The following is an 18,412-nucleotide window of genomic DNA, read 5'->3' as shown; positions in this document are numbered from 1 at the left end:
ACCGGCGGTGCTCAGATCGGCAGCAACCGGCCCACCAGCGCGCTGAGTTGCTGCGCGTTCCGGCACTCGTGCATCTCGACCAGCTCCGCGTATTCGGGCGCGGCCGAGTCGCCGGTGCCCCACTGGGTGCGCTGCTCGGGGTTCAACCAGTAGACCCGGCGGGCCCGTTGGGTGATCTGCCGGACGGCGGGCAGATTCGGGTCGCTCATGTTGGTGCGGGCGTCACCGAGCACGAACACGGTCGTACGCGGGCCGACCGCGTCGCCGTACCGCTCGGCGAACTCGCCCAGGGCGACGCCGTAGTCGCTGCTCCCGTGCCAGCCGGTGAGGGTGGCCTCGTCGCGGATGCGGGTGCCGAGGCCCTCGGGGTCGGCGGTGCCGTGCACGAGCAGCGGTGTCACCTCGTCGAGGCGGTTGACGAAGGCGAACACGCGCACCTTGCTGAACTGGTCGTGCAGCGCCTGCACCAGCAGCATCGTGAAGTCGGAGAAGCCCGACACCGAGCCCGACACATCGCACAGCAGCACCAGTTCGGGGCGGACAGGACGGCGCCTGCGCAGCACCGGCCGCATCGGCACCCCGCCCGTGGACAGTGAGCCGCGCAGCGTGCGGCGGAGGTCGATCGTGCCCCGGGATGCACGACGGCGGCGCGCGGCGAGCCGGGTGGCCAGCTTGCGAGCCAGGGGCTGAACAGCCCTGCGCAGTTCGGCCAGTTGGGCCCGCCCGGCGAACAGGAAGTCGACGCGGTCGGCCGTCGGCGCGATCGCCCGCCGCGCGATCTCGTCCCGGCCGCGCCGCTCGGCGACCCGCCGCCGCGCCTCCAGGGCGACCTGCCGCCGGAAGCCCTCGATGCGCTGCCGGATCTCGTCGTCGAGCAGCCGGTCGGTGAACCCGGACTGTCCGCCCTCCGCCCGGATGCTCGTCCGCACCCGGGCCAGCAGCGTCTGCGGACGCAGCCACTCCAGGGTCTGGTGCGACGACCAGCCGTCCGACGTCGGGGAGTTGCCGTAGCCGCCGAAACCGTCGACGGCCTCGGCGGCCAACTGCCCCATCAGCGCTTGGTCGTTGGCGGCGAGCGCTGCCGCGAGCCGGTCGCGGAGATCCTCGCGGTCGGCGGCGGGCTCACCCTGGGGCGCTCCGACGCCGCGCGGGAAGTAGAGGTCGAAGACCGGGTCGAACACCGGGCGTTGGCCCGTGCCGTGCAGCAGGGTCGCGGCCAGTCCCTCGCGCAGCAGCTCACGGTCGCCGAACCCGAGCGCCTCCATGGCCATCGCCGCGTCCACGGTCTCGCCGGTACCGATGCGCAGACCGTGTGCGCGCAGCGCCCCGACGAGGCCCGTCAGCCGCTCGGTGACACCGGCGGCGGTCACACGGCGTCCAGGTCGAGCTTCGCGGCGGCCCGCAGGATGTCGTCCTGATGCTTGAGGAGGACGCCGAGGGTGTCCCGTACGACCGTCTCGTCGAGGGTGTCGGCGCCGAGCGCCAGGAGGGTGCGGGCCCAGTCGATGGTCTCGGCCACCGACGGCACCTTCCGCAGCTCCATCTCGCGCAGCGCCCCGACCACCCGGACCACCGACTCGGCCAGCGCCGCACCGAGGCCCGGCACCTTCAGCCGTACGATGCGACGCTCCAACTCCTCGTCGGGGAAGCCGATATGGAGGAACAGGCAGCGGCGGCGCAGAGCCTCGGAGAGTTCGCGGCTGGCGTTCGAGGTGAGGACCACGAAGGGGCGGCGGGTCGCGGTGATCGTGCCCAACTCCGGGACGGTGACCTGGAAGTCGCTGAGGACCTCCAGCAGCAGGCCCTCCACCTCGACGTCGGCCTTGTCGGTCTCGTCGATCAGCAGGACCTTCGGGCCGTCGCCGCGGATCGCCGTGAGCAGCGGGCGGGGGAGGAGGAACTCCTCGCTGAAGATGTCGGTCCGGGTCTCGTCCCAGCTCTCGTCGCGGCCCGCGCTGATACGCAGCAGCTGCTTGGCGTGGTTCCACTCGTACAGCGCCCGTGACTCGTCGACGCCCTCGTAGCACTGGAGCCGGACCAGCTCGGCGCCGGCGACCTCGGCGACCGCCTTGGCGAGTTCGGTCTTGCCGACACCGGCCGGGCCCTCGACGAGGAGCGGCTTGCCCAGGCGGTCGGCGAGGAAGACGGTCGTGGCGACCGCGGGCGAGGCCAGATAGCCGGTCTCGGCGAGGCGAGCGGCGACTTCGTCGACGGAACGGAACACGGGGCCTCCGGCGGATCGCGGTGGTGCGGCGGCGGCCGGCTGAACATCTGCGGCCGACTCACTATCTAAGCGCTTGTTCACCCCCACTGTCACCCGGGATCAGCTGCCCGCGCAAGCTCGTACACCGATCGGTTTCCTCCTGGCTTGTGGCGCGGTAACCTCGCAGTATGGCCACGACAGACAAGGCGTCACCCCGGGACCGGCTGCTCGACGCGGCGGCCGAGCTGTTCTACCGCGACGGCGTTTCCATCGGCGTGGAGGCGCTGTGCAAGTCCGCCGGGGTCTCGAAGCGGTCGATGTACCAGCTCTTCGACAGCAAGGACGAGGTGCTCGCCGCGAGCCTGGAGCGGCGGGCTCCTGGGTACGCGGCGCGGCTCACGGCCGGTCCGGATGACGCCGATACGCCGCGCGAGCGCATCCTGTACGTCTTCGAGCAGGCGGAGAGGTCGTCGACGGAGGCCGGGTATCTGGGCTGTCCCTTCCTTGCCGCGATGGTCGAGCTAAAGGATCCCGGGCATCCGGCGAGCGTGGTGGCCCGGGCTGCCAAGGAGAAGCTGAAGGACGCGTTTCGGGAGCAGGCCGAGTTGGGGGGCGCGCGTGATCCGGGGTTGTTGGCACGGCAGTTGATGCTGGTCTTCGACGGGGCGAGCGCCCGCGCGGGTGCGAAGCTGGAGTCCCTGGACGGGTTGACCGTGGAGACCGTGCGAACTCTGCTGGATGCGGCGGGAGTTGCCTGAACGGCGATCACCGACAGCGGGTCCGCGGGCGCGGGTCTTGGGCCGCCGACGTCGCCGCTGATCCCGGCTTCGTTCGAAGCCGCCGTCCAGACCTGTTCCTCAGTCCGCCTGCCCGCCGACCGGGATGCCGAGCCGGTCGGCGACGGTCGTCAGGGCAGTGCCCAACGGCAGCGCGACCCGGGTACGGGCGTGCGGGTCGCCCCGGGTGGGGTCCCGGTTGACGATGAGGACCGGCTTGCCCTCCTGTGACGCCTGACGGACGAACCGCAGCCCGGACATCACCGTCAGCGACGAGCCGAGGACCAGCAGCGCGGCCGACTCGCGGACCAGCCGACGGCAGTGCTCGACGCGCTGCGGCGGAACCGACTCGCCGAAGAACACCACGTCCGGTTTGAGGACGCCCCCGCAGCCGGCGCACGGCACGACGCGGAAGCCCCCGACCTGCGCGTCGGTGAGGTCCGCGTCGCCGTCCGGGTTGATCCCGGCGGCGATCGGGTCGTAGCCCGGGTTCTCGGCCTCCAGGCGCCGGGCGAGTTCGCGGCGCGGGCTGATGGCGCGGCAGGAGAGGCACACGACCCGGTCCAGGCTGCCGTGGAGCTCCACGACCTCCTCGCTGCCGGCGGCCTGGTGCAGGCCGTCGACGTTCTGGGTGATCACGCCCGAGACGCGGGTGCTCCGGGCGAAGGCGGCCACCGCCAGGTGTCCCGCGTTGGGGCGGGCCCGGCCGAAGGTGCGCCAGCCGAGGTGGCTGCGTGCCCAGTACCGGCGCCGGGCGTGCGCGCTCGCGGTGAAGTCCTGGTAGGTCATAGGGGTGTGCCGGCTCAGGCTCCCGCCCTCGCCCCGGTAGTCGGGGATGCCCGACTCCGTGGAGAGGCCCGCCCCGCTGAGCACCAGCACACCGCCGGCGCTCAGCGCGTCGACGACCGGCTCCAGGTCGGTGGTGCCGGGCAGCAGGTCCGCCGCCGAGGGGGTCCAGCTCAGGGTGGGGCGCATGCGCATGCCGCCAAGGGTACGGAATCGGCGGCGGCTCTCGGCGGGCGTGGACGGTTGCAGGGGTACGGTCTTCCGTCCACCGCCACCAAACCGGCGCCCGGCGCATCGGGCGGGCGCGTGGGCGCGCGGGCACCCGCCGGGGTGAGCCCGAGCGCCGTTGCGGGGCGGTCGGCCGCGGAAAGCATGTCCTCGGTACTGAAGTACTGCGAGCGAGGAGACATGTGATGTCCAGCGAGTTCCAGCGGACCAAGCTCCGGGCCATGTTCGAGGCGTTCGACGCGGACGGCAACGGCTATCTGGAGGAGGCGGACTTCGTGGCCCTGGCGGACCGCTGGGGCCGGCTGCCGCGCGTGCGAGAGGGATCGGAACTGGCGGCGCGCGTGGACGGGGTACTGAAGGGCTGGTGGCAGCATCTCGCGGAGACCGTGGACACGGACCGGGACGGCCGGATCGACATGGACGACATCCTCGCGATGGTGGACCACCTGCCGACCATCCCCGAGGCCGTCACCGCCACCGCCGACACCATCTTCGACGCGGTCGACGAGAACGCCGACGGGCGCATCTCGCGCGGCGAGCACCAGCGTCTCGTCGACACCTGGCACGGGCGGCCCGTGGAGACCGGCGGTGTCTTCGACCGGCTCGACCAGGACGCCGACGGCTACCTCAGCCGCCCCGAATTCGCCCTGCTGTGGACCCAGTTCTGGATCAGCGACGACCCCGCCGAACCCGGCAACCTGATGTGCGGCCCGATCGGCGCGGGGTGAGACACCGGCGGCGGTCGTTCAGGGCCGGCCGAGGAACGACGTCATAGGGGGACGCCGGACCGCGGGTACGGGGCAGCCGTTACGACGGCTGCCCCGTACCCGCGGTCCGGTCGTCCTCACGCGGCCAGTGCCACCGCCTCCACCGCCGGTGTACGCAGCACACGCCGTGCCGTCAGCAGGCTCGTCCCCAGCGTCACCGTCGCCGCCACCGCGACGACCGCCAGCCAGATTCCGAGCCCCTGGTGCGGGAGCACCGAGTCCGTGCGGACCACGGTGAACGGGATGATCCCCGCCAGCGCGGCCGCCGTGCCGGACAGGACGCCGGTGACCGTGAGGATCGCCGTCTCCGTGCCGACCGTGCGCAGCACCTGCCCCGGAGTCGCTCCCGCCAGCCGCTGCCCGCCGAACTCACGGGCGCGGTAAGTCGTCGCCGCGTACAGGGAGTTGACCAGCATCACGCAGACGAAGACCACGATGATGCCGACGACCGTGAAGTTGAGGGTCTCCAGGTTCTTCGCGTCCACCGACTTCGTCAGGCCCGAGGCTTTCACCGCGTCGCTCTCCACCGCCTGCATGTACAGCGTGGCCGTGGACACCGCGGTGAACAGGATCAGCGACATCAGCATCCCGGCGAGCTGGTCGGCCCGCTCGCGCAGATTGCGGACCGCCAACCACCCGCTCGCGCCCGCCAGTTGGAGCCGGTCCAGCAGGCCCTTCAGCAGCCGCGGCGCCAGCAGCGCCAGGCCGACCGAGAGCAGGATCGCGCCGTACGCCGGCGCCGCCATCAACGCCGCGTCCGTGGCGGAGAAGGCGAAGGTCGCCGTCACCGACACCACGCCGGCGACGAGCGCGGCGTAGGCGAGGAACGTCCGCGCCCGGCCCTGCCGCCGCTGCCCGCGTGTCGCCCGCCGTACGGCCAGGAACGCGGCGCCCGCAGCGGCCAACAGCGTGATGCCCAGGCCGGATTGGAGGGCGAAGGGGCCGAAGGAGTAGTCGACGGACCGGGCCACCTGACCGCTGTCCTTGAACGCCCCGAGCAGTGCCCGGCCGCCGAGCATCGCGGGGCCCACGGCGAGGACCGTGCCCAGCAGGGCGACGGCCACCGCCTCACCCACGACCATCCGCTTCAGCTGCGCCGGGGTCGCCCCCGAACAGCGCAGGGTCTCCAACTCCCTTGAGCGCTGGCGGACGTTGACGGTCAGCGTCGACGCGACGGCGAAGAAGACGAGCAGGGTGCCGTAGCCGCCGACCACACTCGCCGACGTGGACAGCGTGTCGGCGCTGACCGAGTCGACGCCATGCCGATTCGCCGTGTCCTGAAGGGAGTTGAACGTCATGATGATCGCCGCGCCCAGGAACGCGGCCAGCAGGGTCGCCAGGAACCGGCCCGGCCGCTGCCGGATCGAACGCATCGCCAGGATGAACATCGCTCACACCCCCGCCGGCACGTCGTCGCCCAGGTGCGCCAGCCGTTCGGCGACCGCGTCGACGGTCGGCGCGTGCATCCGGCCGGCGAGCCTGCCGTCCGCGAGGAACACCACCGAGTCGGCGTACGAGGCGGCGACCGGGTCGTGCGTCACCATCACCACGGTCCGCCCGTGCACCCGCACCGCCTCCTGCAACAGCAGCAGCACACCCCGCGCGCTGCGCGTGTCCAGGGCGCCGGTCGGCTCGTCCGCGAAGATCACCCGGGGTTCGGTGACCAGCGCGCGGGCGATGGCGACCCGCTGCCGCTGACCGCCGGAGAGCTGGTCGGGGCGGTGGCCGAGCCGGTCGCCGAGACCGACCGCGGTCAGGACCTGCTGGGCCCGCCGCCGGTCGACGCGCCGCCCGGCGAGCTTCAGCGGCAGCACGGTGTTCTGCGCGACGGTGAGCGTGTCGAGCAGGTTGTACTGCTGGAACACGAACCCGATCCGACTCCGCCGGAACCGCGTCAGCTCGGCCTCGCTCCCGCCCGTCATCTCCGCGCCGTCGACCATCACGATCCCGCTGTCCGGCCGGTCGAGCCCCGCCGCGCACTGCAACAGCGTCGACTTGCCGGACCCCGAAGGCCCCATCACCGCCGTGAACGTCCCGCGCTCCAGGCTCAGCGTGACCCCGTCCAGCGCGGTCACCGCGCTGTCGTCACGGCCGTAGGTCCTGCTCACCTTGACCAGCCGCAGCGCCTCGGCGGCGGGTCCCTTGTCGTGCGTGCGTCGTGCGGTGCGAAACATCGCCCTCACCCTCCGTGCGGCACGCCCTGTGCCTCGCCAACGACGTTACGGAGAGCGCCGGTTACGCACATTGGGCGCAGAACCCGTATCGCGGGGTGTACTCAGCGACACCCCCCGGGGTCGGGTCCGCAGCACCAGCTGTGACAGGGCTGTGACCGGAGGTATGGCTTCCGCCACAGCGGTCCCGGCCCCCGTCTTGATCGACTCTGCGGATGCCGAGAAGGATGCCGAGAAACGTGTACGACACCGTGCTGATCGCGGCGGTGGGGCTCCTCGCCGGGAGCGCCATCTGGACGGTCGCGGACGTGGCCTACGACGATCCCGCCGCCGGACTGTCGAAGCCGGGCCCCGTCTGCCCGCAGGAGGGCATCCGGGTCACGGCCGGACCGGTGAACCCCGCGCTGGGCCTGCGCGCCATGGACCTCACTCTGGAGAACTGCGGCACCCGCGCCTACCGCGTCCAGGGCTACCCCGAGATCCGGCTCCTCGACCAGGACCAGCAGATCCTGTCCGGCGTGTCGGTGATCCACGGCAGCGGCGGAATCGCCAAGGTGACCGGGTTCGACGACCCGCCGGGCGCGGTGACGCTGGCACCCGGCGAACGAGCCTTTGCCGGCCTGCTGTGGCGCAACACCACCACCGGCTCCGCCGACGCGGCCCACGTTCCGTATCTGACGGTCGCGGCGCGGTCCGGATCGGCTCCGGCCCTCCTGACACCGCACAGCGGAATCGACCTCGGGACCACAGGCAGACTCGGCGTCGGACCGTGGCGCACCACCGGAGGCACCCGATGACGGACCAGGACACCCCCGCGGCCGGCTTCTCGCAGCGTGTCCTGCGCCGCTCTCCCGGACACCGGCGAACCGACGGAGTCCTCTGCGCGCTGCTCGTCGGCCTGGACGTCCTCCTCGTCGCGGCGATCCTCGCGCTGGGCGGTGACGGCGTCTTCACGGAGGACTGGATGGGCTACCCCGGCCCGGCGGACTCCACCGCCCTCTCCTACCAGTACGACTGCGTCCTGTTCCTCTGCCGGGTCGAGGCCGTGACCGTGGCCCTGGCCATCGCCTGCCGCCTCTGGACCACGGCCGTCACCCAACTCGTCGTCCTCACCTCCGCCGCGGCCTTCATCGCCTCCCTCTCCACCTACTGGAACCCCTGAGCCACCGCCCGTACGGGTCACCAGAACGCGCCACCCCCGGCCCCGCCCGATGCAATGGACCTGTGACCGCGCCCCCGGACGACTGCCTCGCCCGCAACGAGTGGATCTGCGGCGAGTACCTCAGCACCCGCCGCCACATCCTCGTCGACGCGGTCGTCCAGCATCTGCAACTGACCGCGATCTCGGTGCTCATCGGCCTGGCGATCGCCCTCCCGCTCGCGGTGGTGGCCCGCCGCTGGGGCTGGGCCGCGGGACCGGTGCTCGCGGTGACGACGATCCTCTACACGATCCCGTCCCTCGCGATGTTCTCCCTGCTCCTGCCGGTCTACGGCCTCTCGGCCACCCTCGTCGTCGCCGGACTCGTCCTCTACTCGCTCACCCTGCTCGTCCGCAACATCCTCGCGGGCCTGCGCGCCGTACCCGAGGAGACCCGACAGGCCGCACGCGGCATGGGCTACGGCCCGATCCGCCTCCTTCTCACCGTGGAACTGCCCCTCGCGCTGCCCGCCGCGATGGCAGGCCTCCGCATCGCCACCGTCTCGGCGGTCTCGCTGGTCACGGTCGGTGCGATCGTCGGCTTCGGGGGACTCGGCAACCTCATCTACGCGGGCATGAACACCTACTTCAAGGCACAGGTGCTCACCGCGTCCGTGCTGTGCGTGGTGATCGCGATCGCCGCCGACCTGCTTCTCCTGCTCGTGCAACGGCTCATCACCCCCTGGACGAGGGCGGTCCGCGGATGAACACCCTTACCGACGCCTGGCATTGGCTCACCGACTCCGCCCACTGGTCCGGCGACGACGGCATCTGGCACCGGCTCGCGCAGCACCTCGTGCTCACGGTCGTCTGCCTGGTCATCAGCTGTCTGATCGCGCTGCCGATCGCCCTCGTCCTCGGCCACCTCGGCAAGGGCGGCGCACTCGCCGTGAACATCTCCAACATCGGCCGCGCGGTGCCCACCTTCGCCGTCCTGGTCCTGCTGCTCCTCACCCCGATCGGCAAGTGGGGCGAGGGACCCACGGTCGTAGCCCTCGTCCTGTTCGCCGTACCGCCCCTGCTCACCAACGCCTACGTCGGCATGCGCGAGGTCGACCGCGATGTGGTGCGGGCCGCACGCGGCATGGGGATGACGGGCCGTCAGATGTTGTTCCGGGTCGAACTGCCGCTCTCCCTCCCGTTGTTGATGAACGGCGTCCGGATCGCGGCCGTCCAACTCGTCGCCACCGCCACCATCGCCGCACTGGCGGGCGGCGGCGGACTCGGCCGCATCATCACCGCCGGCTTTAACCTCGCCAACACCGCACAGGTGGTGGCCGGAGCCGTGCTCGTCGCCGTCTTCGCGCTGCTCGTCGAGGGCGTCTTCGAGGTCGCCGAACGGCTGGCGCCGCGATGGGCGGGGAGAGCGCGATGAAGCGACTACGACTACGACTGCGACGCACGGCTGCGGTCGGTCTCCTCCTCCTGGTCACCGGCTGCTCGACCGGCCCGTCCCTGGAGAACAAGGGCGCCGTCACCGCGCCACCCGGCGACAGCCACCACCTCACCATCGGCTCGGCCGGATTCACGGAGAGCGACCTGCTGGCCCAGATGTACGCGCTCCTGCTGAAGCAAGCCGGATACAAGACGTCCCTGCTGACCGTCGCCAACCGCGAACTCTACGAACCCGCCCTGGAATCAGGGCAGATCGACGTCGTCCCCGAGTACGCGGCCACCTTCGCCGACTGGCTCAACGCCAAGACCAACGGCCCGAATGCCCCGGCCGTCGGTTCCCCCGACCTCGCCACCACGATGAAGGCACTCCGCCGACTGGCCACGCCCCGCGGCCTCACGGTCCTCGACCCCGGCAGGGCCGTCGACCAGAACGCCTTCGCGGTGGCCCGCTCGTACGCCAGGCAACACCACCTCAAGACCCTCAGCGACCTCGGCGCCTCGGGACTGAAGGTTCGACTCGCGGCGGGCGACGAGTGTGTCCAACGGCCGTACTGCGAACCAGGGTTGAAGAAGGTCTACGGCATCGACATCACCGCCGTCGACCCGAAGGGCGTCGGCACGACCCAGGCGAAGAGCGCGGTCCAGAACGGCCAGGACCAAATGGTGCTGACCACGACCACCGACGCCACCCTCGACCAGTTCGGCCTGGTCCTCCTGACCGACGACAAGCACCTCCAGAACGCCGACTACGTCGTCCCGGTCGTCAACCGGTCCCGGGCGGGCAGCACCGGTGTGACCAAGGCGCTGGGGAAACTCAACGACGTTCTCACTACGGCCGACCTCGCCTCCATGAACCAACAGGTGGACAGCTGGCGGCGGTTGGCGCAGGACGTGGCGCGGGCGTATCTGAAGGACAAGGGCCTGTTGAAGTGAGGCCGGGGCATTGTCAGTGGCGGCTTGTACGGTGCGGGCATGGGTGTCTATCTCGTCGATGTCGACGCGCAGGAGTGGTTCGGTGAGGACACGGGGGAAGGGGGCATGGGGGCGATCGCGAAGGGGCTCGACGCGGAGCTGGCACGGCGCGGGCTGCCGCCGTACACGTCCGTGCCCGAGCGGGACACGGCCCCGGGCTTCGAGGAGAAGCTGAGCCCCTCCATGCGGGGATTCGACGCGCTGTGCCGCGCCGAACTGACCCCTGCGGAAAGGGCGTTGCTCGGCGACTGGTCGGTGCTGGTACCGGTCTCGCTCGACGAGGAGATACGGCTGCCCATCGGCTCCGCGTACACGGACGAGACGGTGATCGTCGGCGCACCTCAGGTGCTCGCCCTCGCCGAGCGGCTGGCCGCGGTGCTCGAACTGCCCGTCGGGATACCGGAGGTGACGGGAAACCTGGACCTCACCTTCTGGTTCCTGGAGGGAGAGGCAGAGGAGTTGGCGGCCGCCCGTCCCGGTCCCTGGAGCCAGGACCTCGACACGGCCTTCTACGTGGCCCTGTACCTGCGCGCGGCCCAGCACGCGCTACGACGGGGCTGCCCCCTCACCTACTCCTGAGCCGGAGCGCGCCCCTCACGCATCCGCCACCGAGTCGAAGTCCACCTGCCCCCGGGGCACTCCGAGCGCGTCCGCGTCCACGGACCGCCGGAGCGCCTCGTGCAGTTTCGCCGGGGTCAGCACACCGAGGAAGCGCGCTCCGTCCAGCACGGCGACCCACCCGGCGTCGTGCTGGAGCATCACGCCGAACGCCTGCTTCAAGGGGGCGCCCACCGGCACCCACGCGTTCATCCGGTGGGCGAGTTCACCGACGGTGCCGCCAGCGCTGAGTTCGTCGGCCTTGACCCACCCCTGCAACTCGCCCTGCTCGTCGAGGACCACCGCCCATCGCGCGCCCTCCGCCCGCAGCCGCTCGGCGGCCCGCTGCGCCTGCTCGTCGGCCCGGGCGACGGGCGGCTGTTCCAGGTCGTCGGGCTCGATCGCGGTGACCGACAGGCGCTTCAGACCCCGGTCCGCGCCCACGAACGACGCGACATACGGCGTCGTCGGCGTCCCGAGCACCGCGCCGGGGGTGTCGTACTGCTCGATCCGCCCCTGCCCGTACACGGCGATCCGGTCGCCGAGCCGTACCGCCTCCTCGATGTCGTGCGTGACCAGCAGCACGGTCTTGCGCACGGCGGCCTGCATCCGCAGGAACTCGTCCTGCAACTGCTCCCGCACCACCGGGTCGACCGCGCCGAAGGGTTCGTCCATCAGCAGCACCGGCGGATCGGCGGCCAGCGCCCGGGCCACCCCGACGCGCTGCCGCTGCCCTCCCGACAACTGCTCCGGGTAGCGCGGTCCGTACGTCTTCGGGTCGAGGCCCACCAGATCGAGCAGCTCGGCGGCCCGCTCCCGCGCCTTCGCCCGCTTCCAGCCGACCAGGGACGGCACGGTCGCCGTGTTGTCGAGGACCGTGCGGTGCGGGAAGAGGCCCACCTGCTGGATGACGTAACCGATACGGCGGCGAAGCTGAACCGGGTCGACGCCGGCGATGTCCTCGCCGTTCACGAAGATCCGGCCGGAGGTGGGCTCGATGAGGCGGTTGACCATCATCATGGTCGTCGTCTTGCCGCAGCCGGACGGGCCCACCAGCGTGACGAGTTCGCCCTCGTCCACCTCGAAGGACAGGCCGTCCACGGCTGTCGTACCGTCCGGGTACCGCTTGCTGACCTGCTCGAACCGGATCATGTCCTCACGCTAACGGCGCCGGTCCGCCGCCGCCCTTCAACAGCGTCCCACCGGCTGGTGACGTGGGCACGCGGACCCTGGAATGATCCGTAGCACCTCCATCTCCCGGCGGGCCGAAGGGACAGCGGCATGAACGACGGAGTCGACGGAGTCGACGCGACGGCCCGCTACGGAAGGCTGCGCCGCCGTACGTTGCTCACCACGGCGGCTGCCCTCAGCGTCGTCCCCGCGGCGATGGCGGGAGGCAGCGGCGGCGGAACCCGCTCCACCGGCACCACGGTGTCCGGCCTGACCGTGGAACACCGCACCGACCCGCTCGGCGTCGACGCGGCACACCCGAGATTCGGCTGGCGCATGGCGTCAAGCGCGCGGGGACGGCACCAGACGGCGTACCGGATCAAGGTCGCCACCTCACCCCGGCACCTGACCCACGGCAGCGCCGACGTCTGGGACAGCGGCCGCGTCGACTCGGCGGACTCGGTCGCCGTCCGCTACTCCGGCCCCGAACTGCGCGCCTCGACCCGCTACCACTGGACGGTCACGGTCTGGGACGAGCACGGCCGCGCCGTCACCGCCGCACCCACCGCCCACTTCGAGACCGGCCTGCTCAGCACGGACGGCGTCACCGGCTGGGACGGCGCGCGGTGGATCGCCATGGCGGGCAAGCGCCCGAACACTCCCGGCGCACCTCTCCTGCGCAGCCAGACACCACTGACGGGCGGACAGGTCGCCGAGGCCCGGCTGTACGTCTCCGCGCTCGGCGTCTACGACGCGTACGTCAACGGCCGCCGCGTCTCCGTGCCCCAGGGCGACGGCACCACGTACGAGTTCCTGCCCCCGGGCTGGACCAACTACGACACCACCGTCAACTACTTCGCCTACGACGTCACGGACCTGCTCGCCGACCCGGCCCAGGTCACCCTCGCCGCCGTGCTCGGCAACGGCTGGTACAACGGCCGCATCGCCGAGGACAGCACCCACTACTCGGCCGACGGCAACCCCCTGGCCCTCAAGGCGAAACTCCTCGTCCGGTACGCCGACGGCTCCACCCAGACGATCGTCACCGCCTCCGGCGCCGACTGGCGAGCCACCGACACCGGCCCCTACCGCACCGACGACATCTACGACGGCCAGCTCTACGACGCCCGTAAGGAACTCCCGGGCTGGACGGCGAACGGCTTCGACACCTCGGCCTGGTCGCCCGTCGAGGCTCAAGACCCCTTCCCTGAAGCCCAGTTGGTCGCCTATCCCGGCGAGAGCGCCCGCCTGATGCCCGAGTGGGACCGCAAGCCGCGCTCCGTCACCGTCTACACGGGAGTCACCGGCGTCACGGTAGTCGCGGGCGAGGAGGGCAGCGCGAACGGCAAGGGCCGTATCGTCGTCGACCCCGCCCGCACGGTCACCGATCCCACCCGGGCGTCCACCGTCTCCGTCACCCTGCACCCCGGCGACACCGCCGTCATCGACCTCGGCCAGAACCTCGTCGGCGTGCCCCGCTACACCCTGCGCGGCCCGGCGGGCGCCCAAGTCGCCTTCAGACCGGGGGAGATGCTCAACGACGACAGCGCGGGCGCCGACGGACCCGAGGGCTCGGTCTACCGCGCGAACCTCCGCACCGCCGAGGCCACCAGCACCTACATCCTGAAGGGCGACCCGGCGGGGGAGACCCACCAGGACTCGCTGACGTTCTACGGCTTCCGGTACGTCTCCGTCACCACGACCGAGACCGTCACCCTCGTCGAGCTCACCGGCAAGGTCGCCACCTCCGCCCTCCACGACATCGGCACCATCACCACCGACGACACGGACGTCAACCAGCTGATCAGCAACGTCCGTTGGGGCCAGCGCGGCAACTACCTCTGGATACCCACCGACTGCCCGCAACGCGACGAACGCCTCGGCTGGACCGGCGACACCCAGCTCTTCTCCGGTACCGGCCTGTACAACACCGACGCGGTCTCCTTCCTCAGCCACTTCCAGGACACGCTGATCGACTCGCAGCACAACTACGGTGCGGGGAAAGCCCAGTTCCCGTGGGTCGCCCCCGGCCACCGCTTCAGCCAGCCGCTCCCGGCGAGCGGTTGGTCGGACTGCGGGGTGGTCGTGCCGTGGACGGTGTGGCAGATGTCCGGCGACACCACGATCATCGACCGCAGTTGGGCGTCGATGACCAGGTACCTGGACTGGATCCGCGGTCGCACCGGCGACACCTACGCGGGCCAGGGTGCGATCTTCGGCGACTGGCTCGCCTTCCAGATCACCAGCACCCAGCTCATCAGCGACGTCTACTACGGCTACAGCGCCCACCTCATGGCGGACATGGCCCGCGCCACCGGCCGCACCGCCGAAGCAGCCACCTACGAGCGGCTGTTCACCCACATCAAACGGGCCTTCATCGCCAAGTACTTCGCCACCGACGCCCTCACCGGGCAACTGACCGTCCGCTCCAGCCTCGGCGACCCACCGCCCCACACCCCCGGCAACAGCACCGGCAAGACCGAGGACGACACCCAGACCGCCCTGCTCTGGATCCTCAAACTCGGCTTCTACGACACGGAGTCGCAGCACCGCCAACTGGTCACCCTGCTCACCGACAACATCGGCAACAGCCCGGCCTACAAGGCGGCCCGCCCCGACAGCACCCGCGCGGAGTACCCGGAGAACACCCTCGCCGTGGGCTTCCTCGGCGTGAACGTCATCGCCCCCGTCCTCACCGACGAGGGCCGCGCCGACCTCGCGTACCGCCTCCTCCACCAGAACGCGATGCCGTCCTGGCTGTACTCGGTGGCCAACGGCGCCACCACGGTCTGGGAGCGCTGGAATTCGTACTCGAAGCGGGACGGTTTCGGCCCGGTCGACATGAACTCCTTCAACCACTACTCCTACGGCGCGATCATGGAGTGGATGTACGAGAGCATGGCCGGCATCGCCAAGGCCCCCCAACACCCGGGCTTCCAGCACTTCTTCCTCCGGCCGCACATCGACCCGACCGGCCGGATCACGAAGGTGCGCGGCTCACACGTCTCTCCCTACGGCGAGATCGTCAGCGAATGGACCGCGCGGGACGGGAAGTTGACGTACCGGGCGGTCGTCCCCGCGAACAGCACGGCGACCCTGCGCATCCCCACCACCGATCCGTCGACCGTCCACGAGGCCGGGCAACCCCTGGCCGAGGCGCTGGGCGTGGACTTCCTCGGCTTCACGGACGGCACCGCCTCCTACCAACTGCCGTCCGGCACCTACGAGTTGACCTCCACGCTCGCCTGACCGCTCACGAGAACCACCTCAAGGGTGCGCGGACCGTGCACCCCCTCGACCCGGTCCAGCTCGATGTCGCTGGTCGCGGAGGGACCGGAGATCCAGGTCAACGGCCGTGCGGGATCCAGGCGTTGGAGCGCCTGCGGGACCGAGGACACCACCTGGTCCGGCACCCGTACGACACAGATGTGATGGTCGGGGACGAGCGTGATCCGGCGACGGCCCTGGTCCGGGCCGCCGCCCAGGACGATGGTGCCGGTCTCGGCGACGGCCACCGCACACGCCGTGACCACACTGTCGACCCGGTCCAGCTCGGCGGGGGTGCTCTCGGCCCGGTCCGCGACCTGTTCGGCGTCGGCCGCAGCGAGCCAAGAGGGCTCTAGCCCCGGCGGTACGACGACGGTCTTCGAGCCCCGATCGGCGAGCAACCCGGCGATCACGGCGGCCAGTTCGGTCTCCGTGCACCGGTGCACGAGCGCCCGGTAGTCGGCGAGATTCTCGGCGAGCAGCTCCACCGTCTGCTCGACACTCTGGTCCCCGTGCTCGCGCAGATAACCGCGCTCGAAGGTCTGGTCGTAGGGCGTGTCGTCCTTCGGCGCATCCGCGAGCGCGCGCTCCACGCGGCCCAGGATCCGTTCCCTGCTGCTCACTTGGCCTCGTCCTTTCCACCGTGCGTGCGCTGCCACCAGTCGCGGAACGGCTCCGCCGGTACGGCGGGCAGGTCCCGGGTGCCGCTCCACGCTTTGCCGGGTCCCGGCAGGGTCCGTGGATGGAAGCGCCGGGTGCGGGACGCGAGCCGTTGGCCGGTGCGCAGGGCGCCGGGGTGGGTGAACGTCCAGCGGGCCGCCCGCATGGCCGCGCGCTCGGCGGCATGCCCCTTGGCGGGTTGCAGGACGACCTTGTTGCCCTCGCGGGTCACCGGCCCGCCCTCCACGATCCGTTCCCGCAGATGCACCAGCACCTCGGGGATGTCGATGGCGACCGGGCACACCTCGTAGCAGGCACCGCACAGGGAGGACGCGTACGGCAGTGAGGCGTCGATCTCGCTTGCCGTGCCACGGAGTTGGGGGCTGAGGATCGCGCCGATCGGGCCCGGGTAGACCGAGCCGTAGGCGTGACCGCCGGCCCGCTCGTACACCGGGCAGACGTTCAGGCAGGCCGAGCAGCGGATGCAGCGCAGGGCCTGCCGGCCGACCTCGTCGGCGAGGGTGTCGGTACGGCCGTTGTCGAGCAGGACCAGGTGGAAGGCGCGCGGCCCGTCGCCGTCGGTCGTGCCCGTCCAGGTGCTGGTGTACGGGTTCATGCGCTCGGCGGTCGAGGAGCGGGGGAGGGTCTGCAGGAACACCTCCAGGTCCTGCCAGGTGGGCACGATCTTCTCGATGCCGACGACCGAGATCAGCGTCTCGGGGAGAGTGAGGCACATCCGGCCGTTGCCCTCTGACTCGACGACGACGAGTGTGCCGGTGTCCGCGACCATGAAGTTGGCGCCGGAGACGCCGACTTTGGCCCGCAGGAACTTCTCCCTCAGATGCAGGCGGGCGGCCTCGGCGAGTTCGGCGGGCGTGTCGGTCAGCCCGTCCGGGGCCGGGCGGCCCCACTCGCTCATCTCGCGGGCGAAGATCTCCCGGATCTCCCCGCGGTTGCGATGGATCGCCGGGACCAGGATGTGCGAGGGCCGGTCCTTGCCCAACTGCACGATCAGCTCGGCGAGATCGGTCTCGTAGGCGCGGATGCCCGCCGCCTCCAAGGCTTCGTTGAGCCCGATCTCCTGCGTGGCCATCGACTTGACCTTCACGACCTCCGACTCGCCCGTCTCCTGGACGAGACGCGTCACGATCCGGTTGGCCTCGTCCGCGTCTGCGGCCCAGTGGACGATGCCACCGGCGGCCGTCACCGACTCCTCCAACTGGACCAGATACCGGTCGAGATGTCGGAGCGTGTGGTCCTTGATCTGCTTGCCGGCCTCGCGCAGGGCCGCCCAGTCCGACAGCTCCGCCACGGCCTTGGCCCGTTTGGCGCGGATCGTGTGGGTGGCGTGGCGCAGATTTCCGCGCAGGGTCTGGTTGTTGACGGCTTCGTGGGCCGCTACCGGGAAGGCCGGGAACGCCGGCATCCCGACGAACGTCTCGCTCATGCGCCCGCCTCCTCTTCCGTCTCCGTCGCGGCCAGGATCTCGGCGATGTGCACGGGCCGCATGTCGGTGTGCAGCCGGGCCATCGTGCCCCCGATGTGCATGAGGCAGGAGTTGTCCGCAGCGCACAGCACCTCGGCGCCCGTCGACTCGGCGTTGCGCACCTTGTCGGCACCCATCGCGGCCGAGACATCGGCGTTCTTCACGGCGAACGTCCCGCCGAACCCGCAGCACTCATCGGCACCCGGCAACTCGACCAACTCCAGCCCCTTGACGGCCTGGAGGAGCTTGAGCGGCCGGTCACCGAGCCCGAGGCTGCGCAGCCCGTGACAGGTGGGATGGTAGGTCACCTTGTGCGGGTAGTAGGCGCCTACGTCCGTCACGCCAAGCACGTCCACGAGGAACTCGGTCAGCTCGTACGTCTTCGGCACCACCGGCGCCAACGTGGCCGCGAGGGTGTCCCCGCGCCCCTCGGCCCGCGCCCTTTCCCCCATCCGCGGATACAGCTCCCGCACCATCGCCCCGCACGACCCGGACGGCGTGACGATCGCCTCGTACTCCCCGAAGACATCGGAGAAATGCCGGGCGAGCGGCTCGGCCTCATGGCGGTAACCGGTGTTGTAGTGCGCCTGCCCGCAGCACGTCTGCGCCATCGGGAAGTCGACCTCGACGCCCAGCCTGGTCAGCAGTTTCACCACGGCGCGCCCGGTGTCCGGATAGAGCGTGTCGTTGACGCAAGTCAGGAACAGAGCGACACGCATCGCGGCTCCTTAGTGGT

18 protein-coding genes are annotated in these 18,412 nt (G+C 71.0%); 9 read left to right on the top strand and 9 right to left on the bottom strand.

Annotated elements, in window-relative coordinates:
- Positions 1-11 precede the first annotated feature (11 nt).
- Together OO69_RS03940 and OO69_RS03935 are read right to left on the bottom strand one after the other, a co-directional pair.
- Positions 12-1,370 carry a vWA domain-containing protein gene (locus OO69_RS03940; RefSeq protein ID WP_033278967.1) on the bottom strand — a complete coding sequence of 453 codons (1,359 nt, stop codon included), beginning with the start codon at positions 1,368-1,370 and terminating at the stop codon, positions 12-14.
- Complete coding sequence (locus OO69_RS03935) at positions 1,367-2,224, bottom strand: AAA family ATPase (protein WP_033278966.1); 858 nt, start codon at positions 2,222-2,224, stop codon at positions 1,367-1,369. Before OO69_RS03935 ends, OO69_RS03940 begins: the two co-directional genes overlap by 4 nt.
- Before the next feature lie 167 nt (positions 2,225-2,391).
- On the opposite strand from OO69_RS03935, the gene OO69_RS03930 reads away from it, so the two are divergent.
- Positions 2,392-2,961 carry a TetR/AcrR family transcriptional regulator gene (locus tag OO69_RS03930; RefSeq protein WP_033278965.1) on the top strand — a complete coding sequence of 190 codons (570 nt, stop codon included), beginning with the start codon at positions 2,392-2,394 and terminating at the stop codon, positions 2,959-2,961.
- A gap of 99 nt (positions 2,962-3,060) precedes the next feature.
- Here OO69_RS03930 and OO69_RS03925 read toward each other — a convergent pair whose 3' ends face one another.
- On the bottom strand, positions 3,061-3,960 hold the full coding sequence (locus OO69_RS03925; RefSeq protein WP_033278964.1) for an NAD-dependent protein deacetylase: 900 nt from the start codon (positions 3,958-3,960) through the stop codon (positions 3,061-3,063).
- Between the two features lie 218 nt (positions 3,961-4,178).
- Between OO69_RS03925 and OO69_RS03920 the strand changes: the two genes are divergently transcribed.
- Complete coding sequence (locus tag OO69_RS03920; RefSeq protein ID WP_033278963.1) at positions 4,179-4,721, top strand: EF-hand domain-containing protein; 543 nt, start codon at positions 4,179-4,181, stop codon at positions 4,719-4,721.
- 116 nt (positions 4,722-4,837) lie between these two features.
- On the opposite strand, the gene OO69_RS03915 is transcribed toward OO69_RS03920, so the two are convergent.
- Complete coding sequence (locus tag OO69_RS03915; RefSeq protein ID WP_033278962.1) at positions 4,838-6,148, bottom strand: FtsX-like permease family protein; 1,311 nt, start codon at positions 6,146-6,148, stop codon at positions 4,838-4,840.
- Positions 6,149-6,151: 3 nt separating this feature from the next.
- Positions 6,152-6,934, bottom strand: coding sequence for an ABC transporter ATP-binding protein (locus OO69_RS03910; protein WP_033278961.1), 783 nt, complete (start codon positions 6,932-6,934; stop codon positions 6,152-6,154).
- A 236-nt stretch (positions 6,935-7,170) separates the two neighbouring features.
- Between OO69_RS03910 and OO69_RS03905 the strand changes: the two genes are divergently transcribed.
- From OO69_RS03905 to OO69_RS03880, 6 genes are all read left to right on the top strand, one after another.
- Complete coding sequence (locus OO69_RS03905; RefSeq protein ID WP_234444325.1) at positions 7,171-7,728, top strand: DUF4232 domain-containing protein; 558 nt, start codon at positions 7,171-7,173, stop codon at positions 7,726-7,728.
- Positions 7,725-8,093, top strand: coding sequence for a hypothetical protein (locus tag OO69_RS03900; RefSeq protein ID WP_033278959.1), 369 nt, complete (start codon positions 7,725-7,727; stop codon positions 8,091-8,093). Before OO69_RS03905 ends, OO69_RS03900 begins: the two co-directional genes overlap by 4 nt.
- 62 nt (positions 8,094-8,155) lie before the next feature.
- Positions 8,156-8,836 carry an ABC transporter permease gene (locus tag OO69_RS03895; protein ID WP_033278958.1) on the top strand — a complete coding sequence of 227 codons (681 nt, stop codon included), beginning with the start codon at positions 8,156-8,158 and terminating at the stop codon, positions 8,834-8,836.
- Positions 8,833-9,504, top strand: a complete 672-nt coding sequence (locus tag OO69_RS03890; RefSeq protein WP_019057688.1) for an ABC transporter permease — start codon at positions 8,833-8,835, stop codon at positions 9,502-9,504. The genes OO69_RS03895 and OO69_RS03890 overlap by 4 nt, the downstream gene beginning before the upstream one ends.
- Positions 9,501-10,457 (top strand): ABC transporter substrate-binding protein, encoded by a 957-nt coding sequence (locus OO69_RS03885; RefSeq protein WP_051800756.1) that lies wholly within the window; start codon positions 9,501-9,503, stop codon positions 10,455-10,457. Before OO69_RS03890 ends, OO69_RS03885 begins: the two co-directional genes overlap by 4 nt.
- 39 nt (positions 10,458-10,496) lie before the next feature.
- The gene (locus OO69_RS03880; protein WP_033278957.1) at positions 10,497-11,075 is read left to right on the top strand and encodes a hypothetical protein; all 579 of its coding nucleotides are present in this window, start codon (positions 10,497-10,499) and stop codon (positions 11,073-11,075) included.
- Between the two features lie 15 nt (positions 11,076-11,090).
- Here OO69_RS03880 and OO69_RS03875 read toward each other — a convergent pair whose 3' ends face one another.
- On the bottom strand, positions 11,091-12,245 hold the full coding sequence (locus OO69_RS03875; RefSeq protein ID WP_033278956.1) for a betaine/proline/choline family ABC transporter ATP-binding protein: 1,155 nt from the start codon (positions 12,243-12,245) through the stop codon (positions 11,091-11,093).
- A gap of 129 nt (positions 12,246-12,374) precedes the next feature.
- On the opposite strand from OO69_RS03875, the gene OO69_RS03870 reads away from it, so the two are divergent.
- A complete protein-coding gene (locus OO69_RS03870; RefSeq protein ID WP_033278955.1) occupies positions 12,375-15,512 on the top strand; it encodes an alpha-L-rhamnosidase in 3,138 nt (1,045 codons plus the stop codon).
- Here OO69_RS03870 and OO69_RS03865 read toward each other — a convergent pair.
- Genes OO69_RS03865 through OO69_RS03855 form a run of 3 tightly spaced genes read right to left on the bottom strand, consistent with a single transcriptional unit; the run spans position 15,485 to position 18,395 of the window.
- Positions 15,485-16,153 (bottom strand): LutC/YkgG family protein, encoded by a 669-nt coding sequence (locus OO69_RS03865; RefSeq protein WP_033278954.1) that lies wholly within the window; start codon positions 16,151-16,153, stop codon positions 15,485-15,487. The genes OO69_RS03870 and OO69_RS03865 overlap by 28 nt on opposite strands.
- On the bottom strand, positions 16,150-17,637 hold the full coding sequence (locus OO69_RS03860; RefSeq protein ID WP_033278953.1) for a LutB/LldF family L-lactate oxidation iron-sulfur protein: 1,488 nt from the start codon (positions 17,635-17,637) through the stop codon (positions 16,150-16,152). Before OO69_RS03860 ends, OO69_RS03865 begins: the two co-directional genes overlap by 4 nt.
- Positions 17,634-18,395 (bottom strand): (Fe-S)-binding protein, encoded by a 762-nt coding sequence (locus OO69_RS03855; RefSeq protein WP_033278952.1) that lies wholly within the window; start codon positions 18,393-18,395, stop codon positions 17,634-17,636. The genes OO69_RS03860 and OO69_RS03855 overlap by 4 nt, the downstream gene beginning before the upstream one ends.
- Positions 18,396-18,412 lie beyond the last annotated feature (17 nt).

The organism is Streptomyces sp. NRRL F-525, assembly GCF_000716605.1.
In the GTDB taxonomy this organism is placed as follows: Bacteria; Actinomycetota; Actinomycetes; order Streptomycetales; family Streptomycetaceae; genus Streptomyces.
Note: the sequence above shows the minus strand (reverse complement) of the source record. Positions and strands in the feature narration are given on the sequence as shown.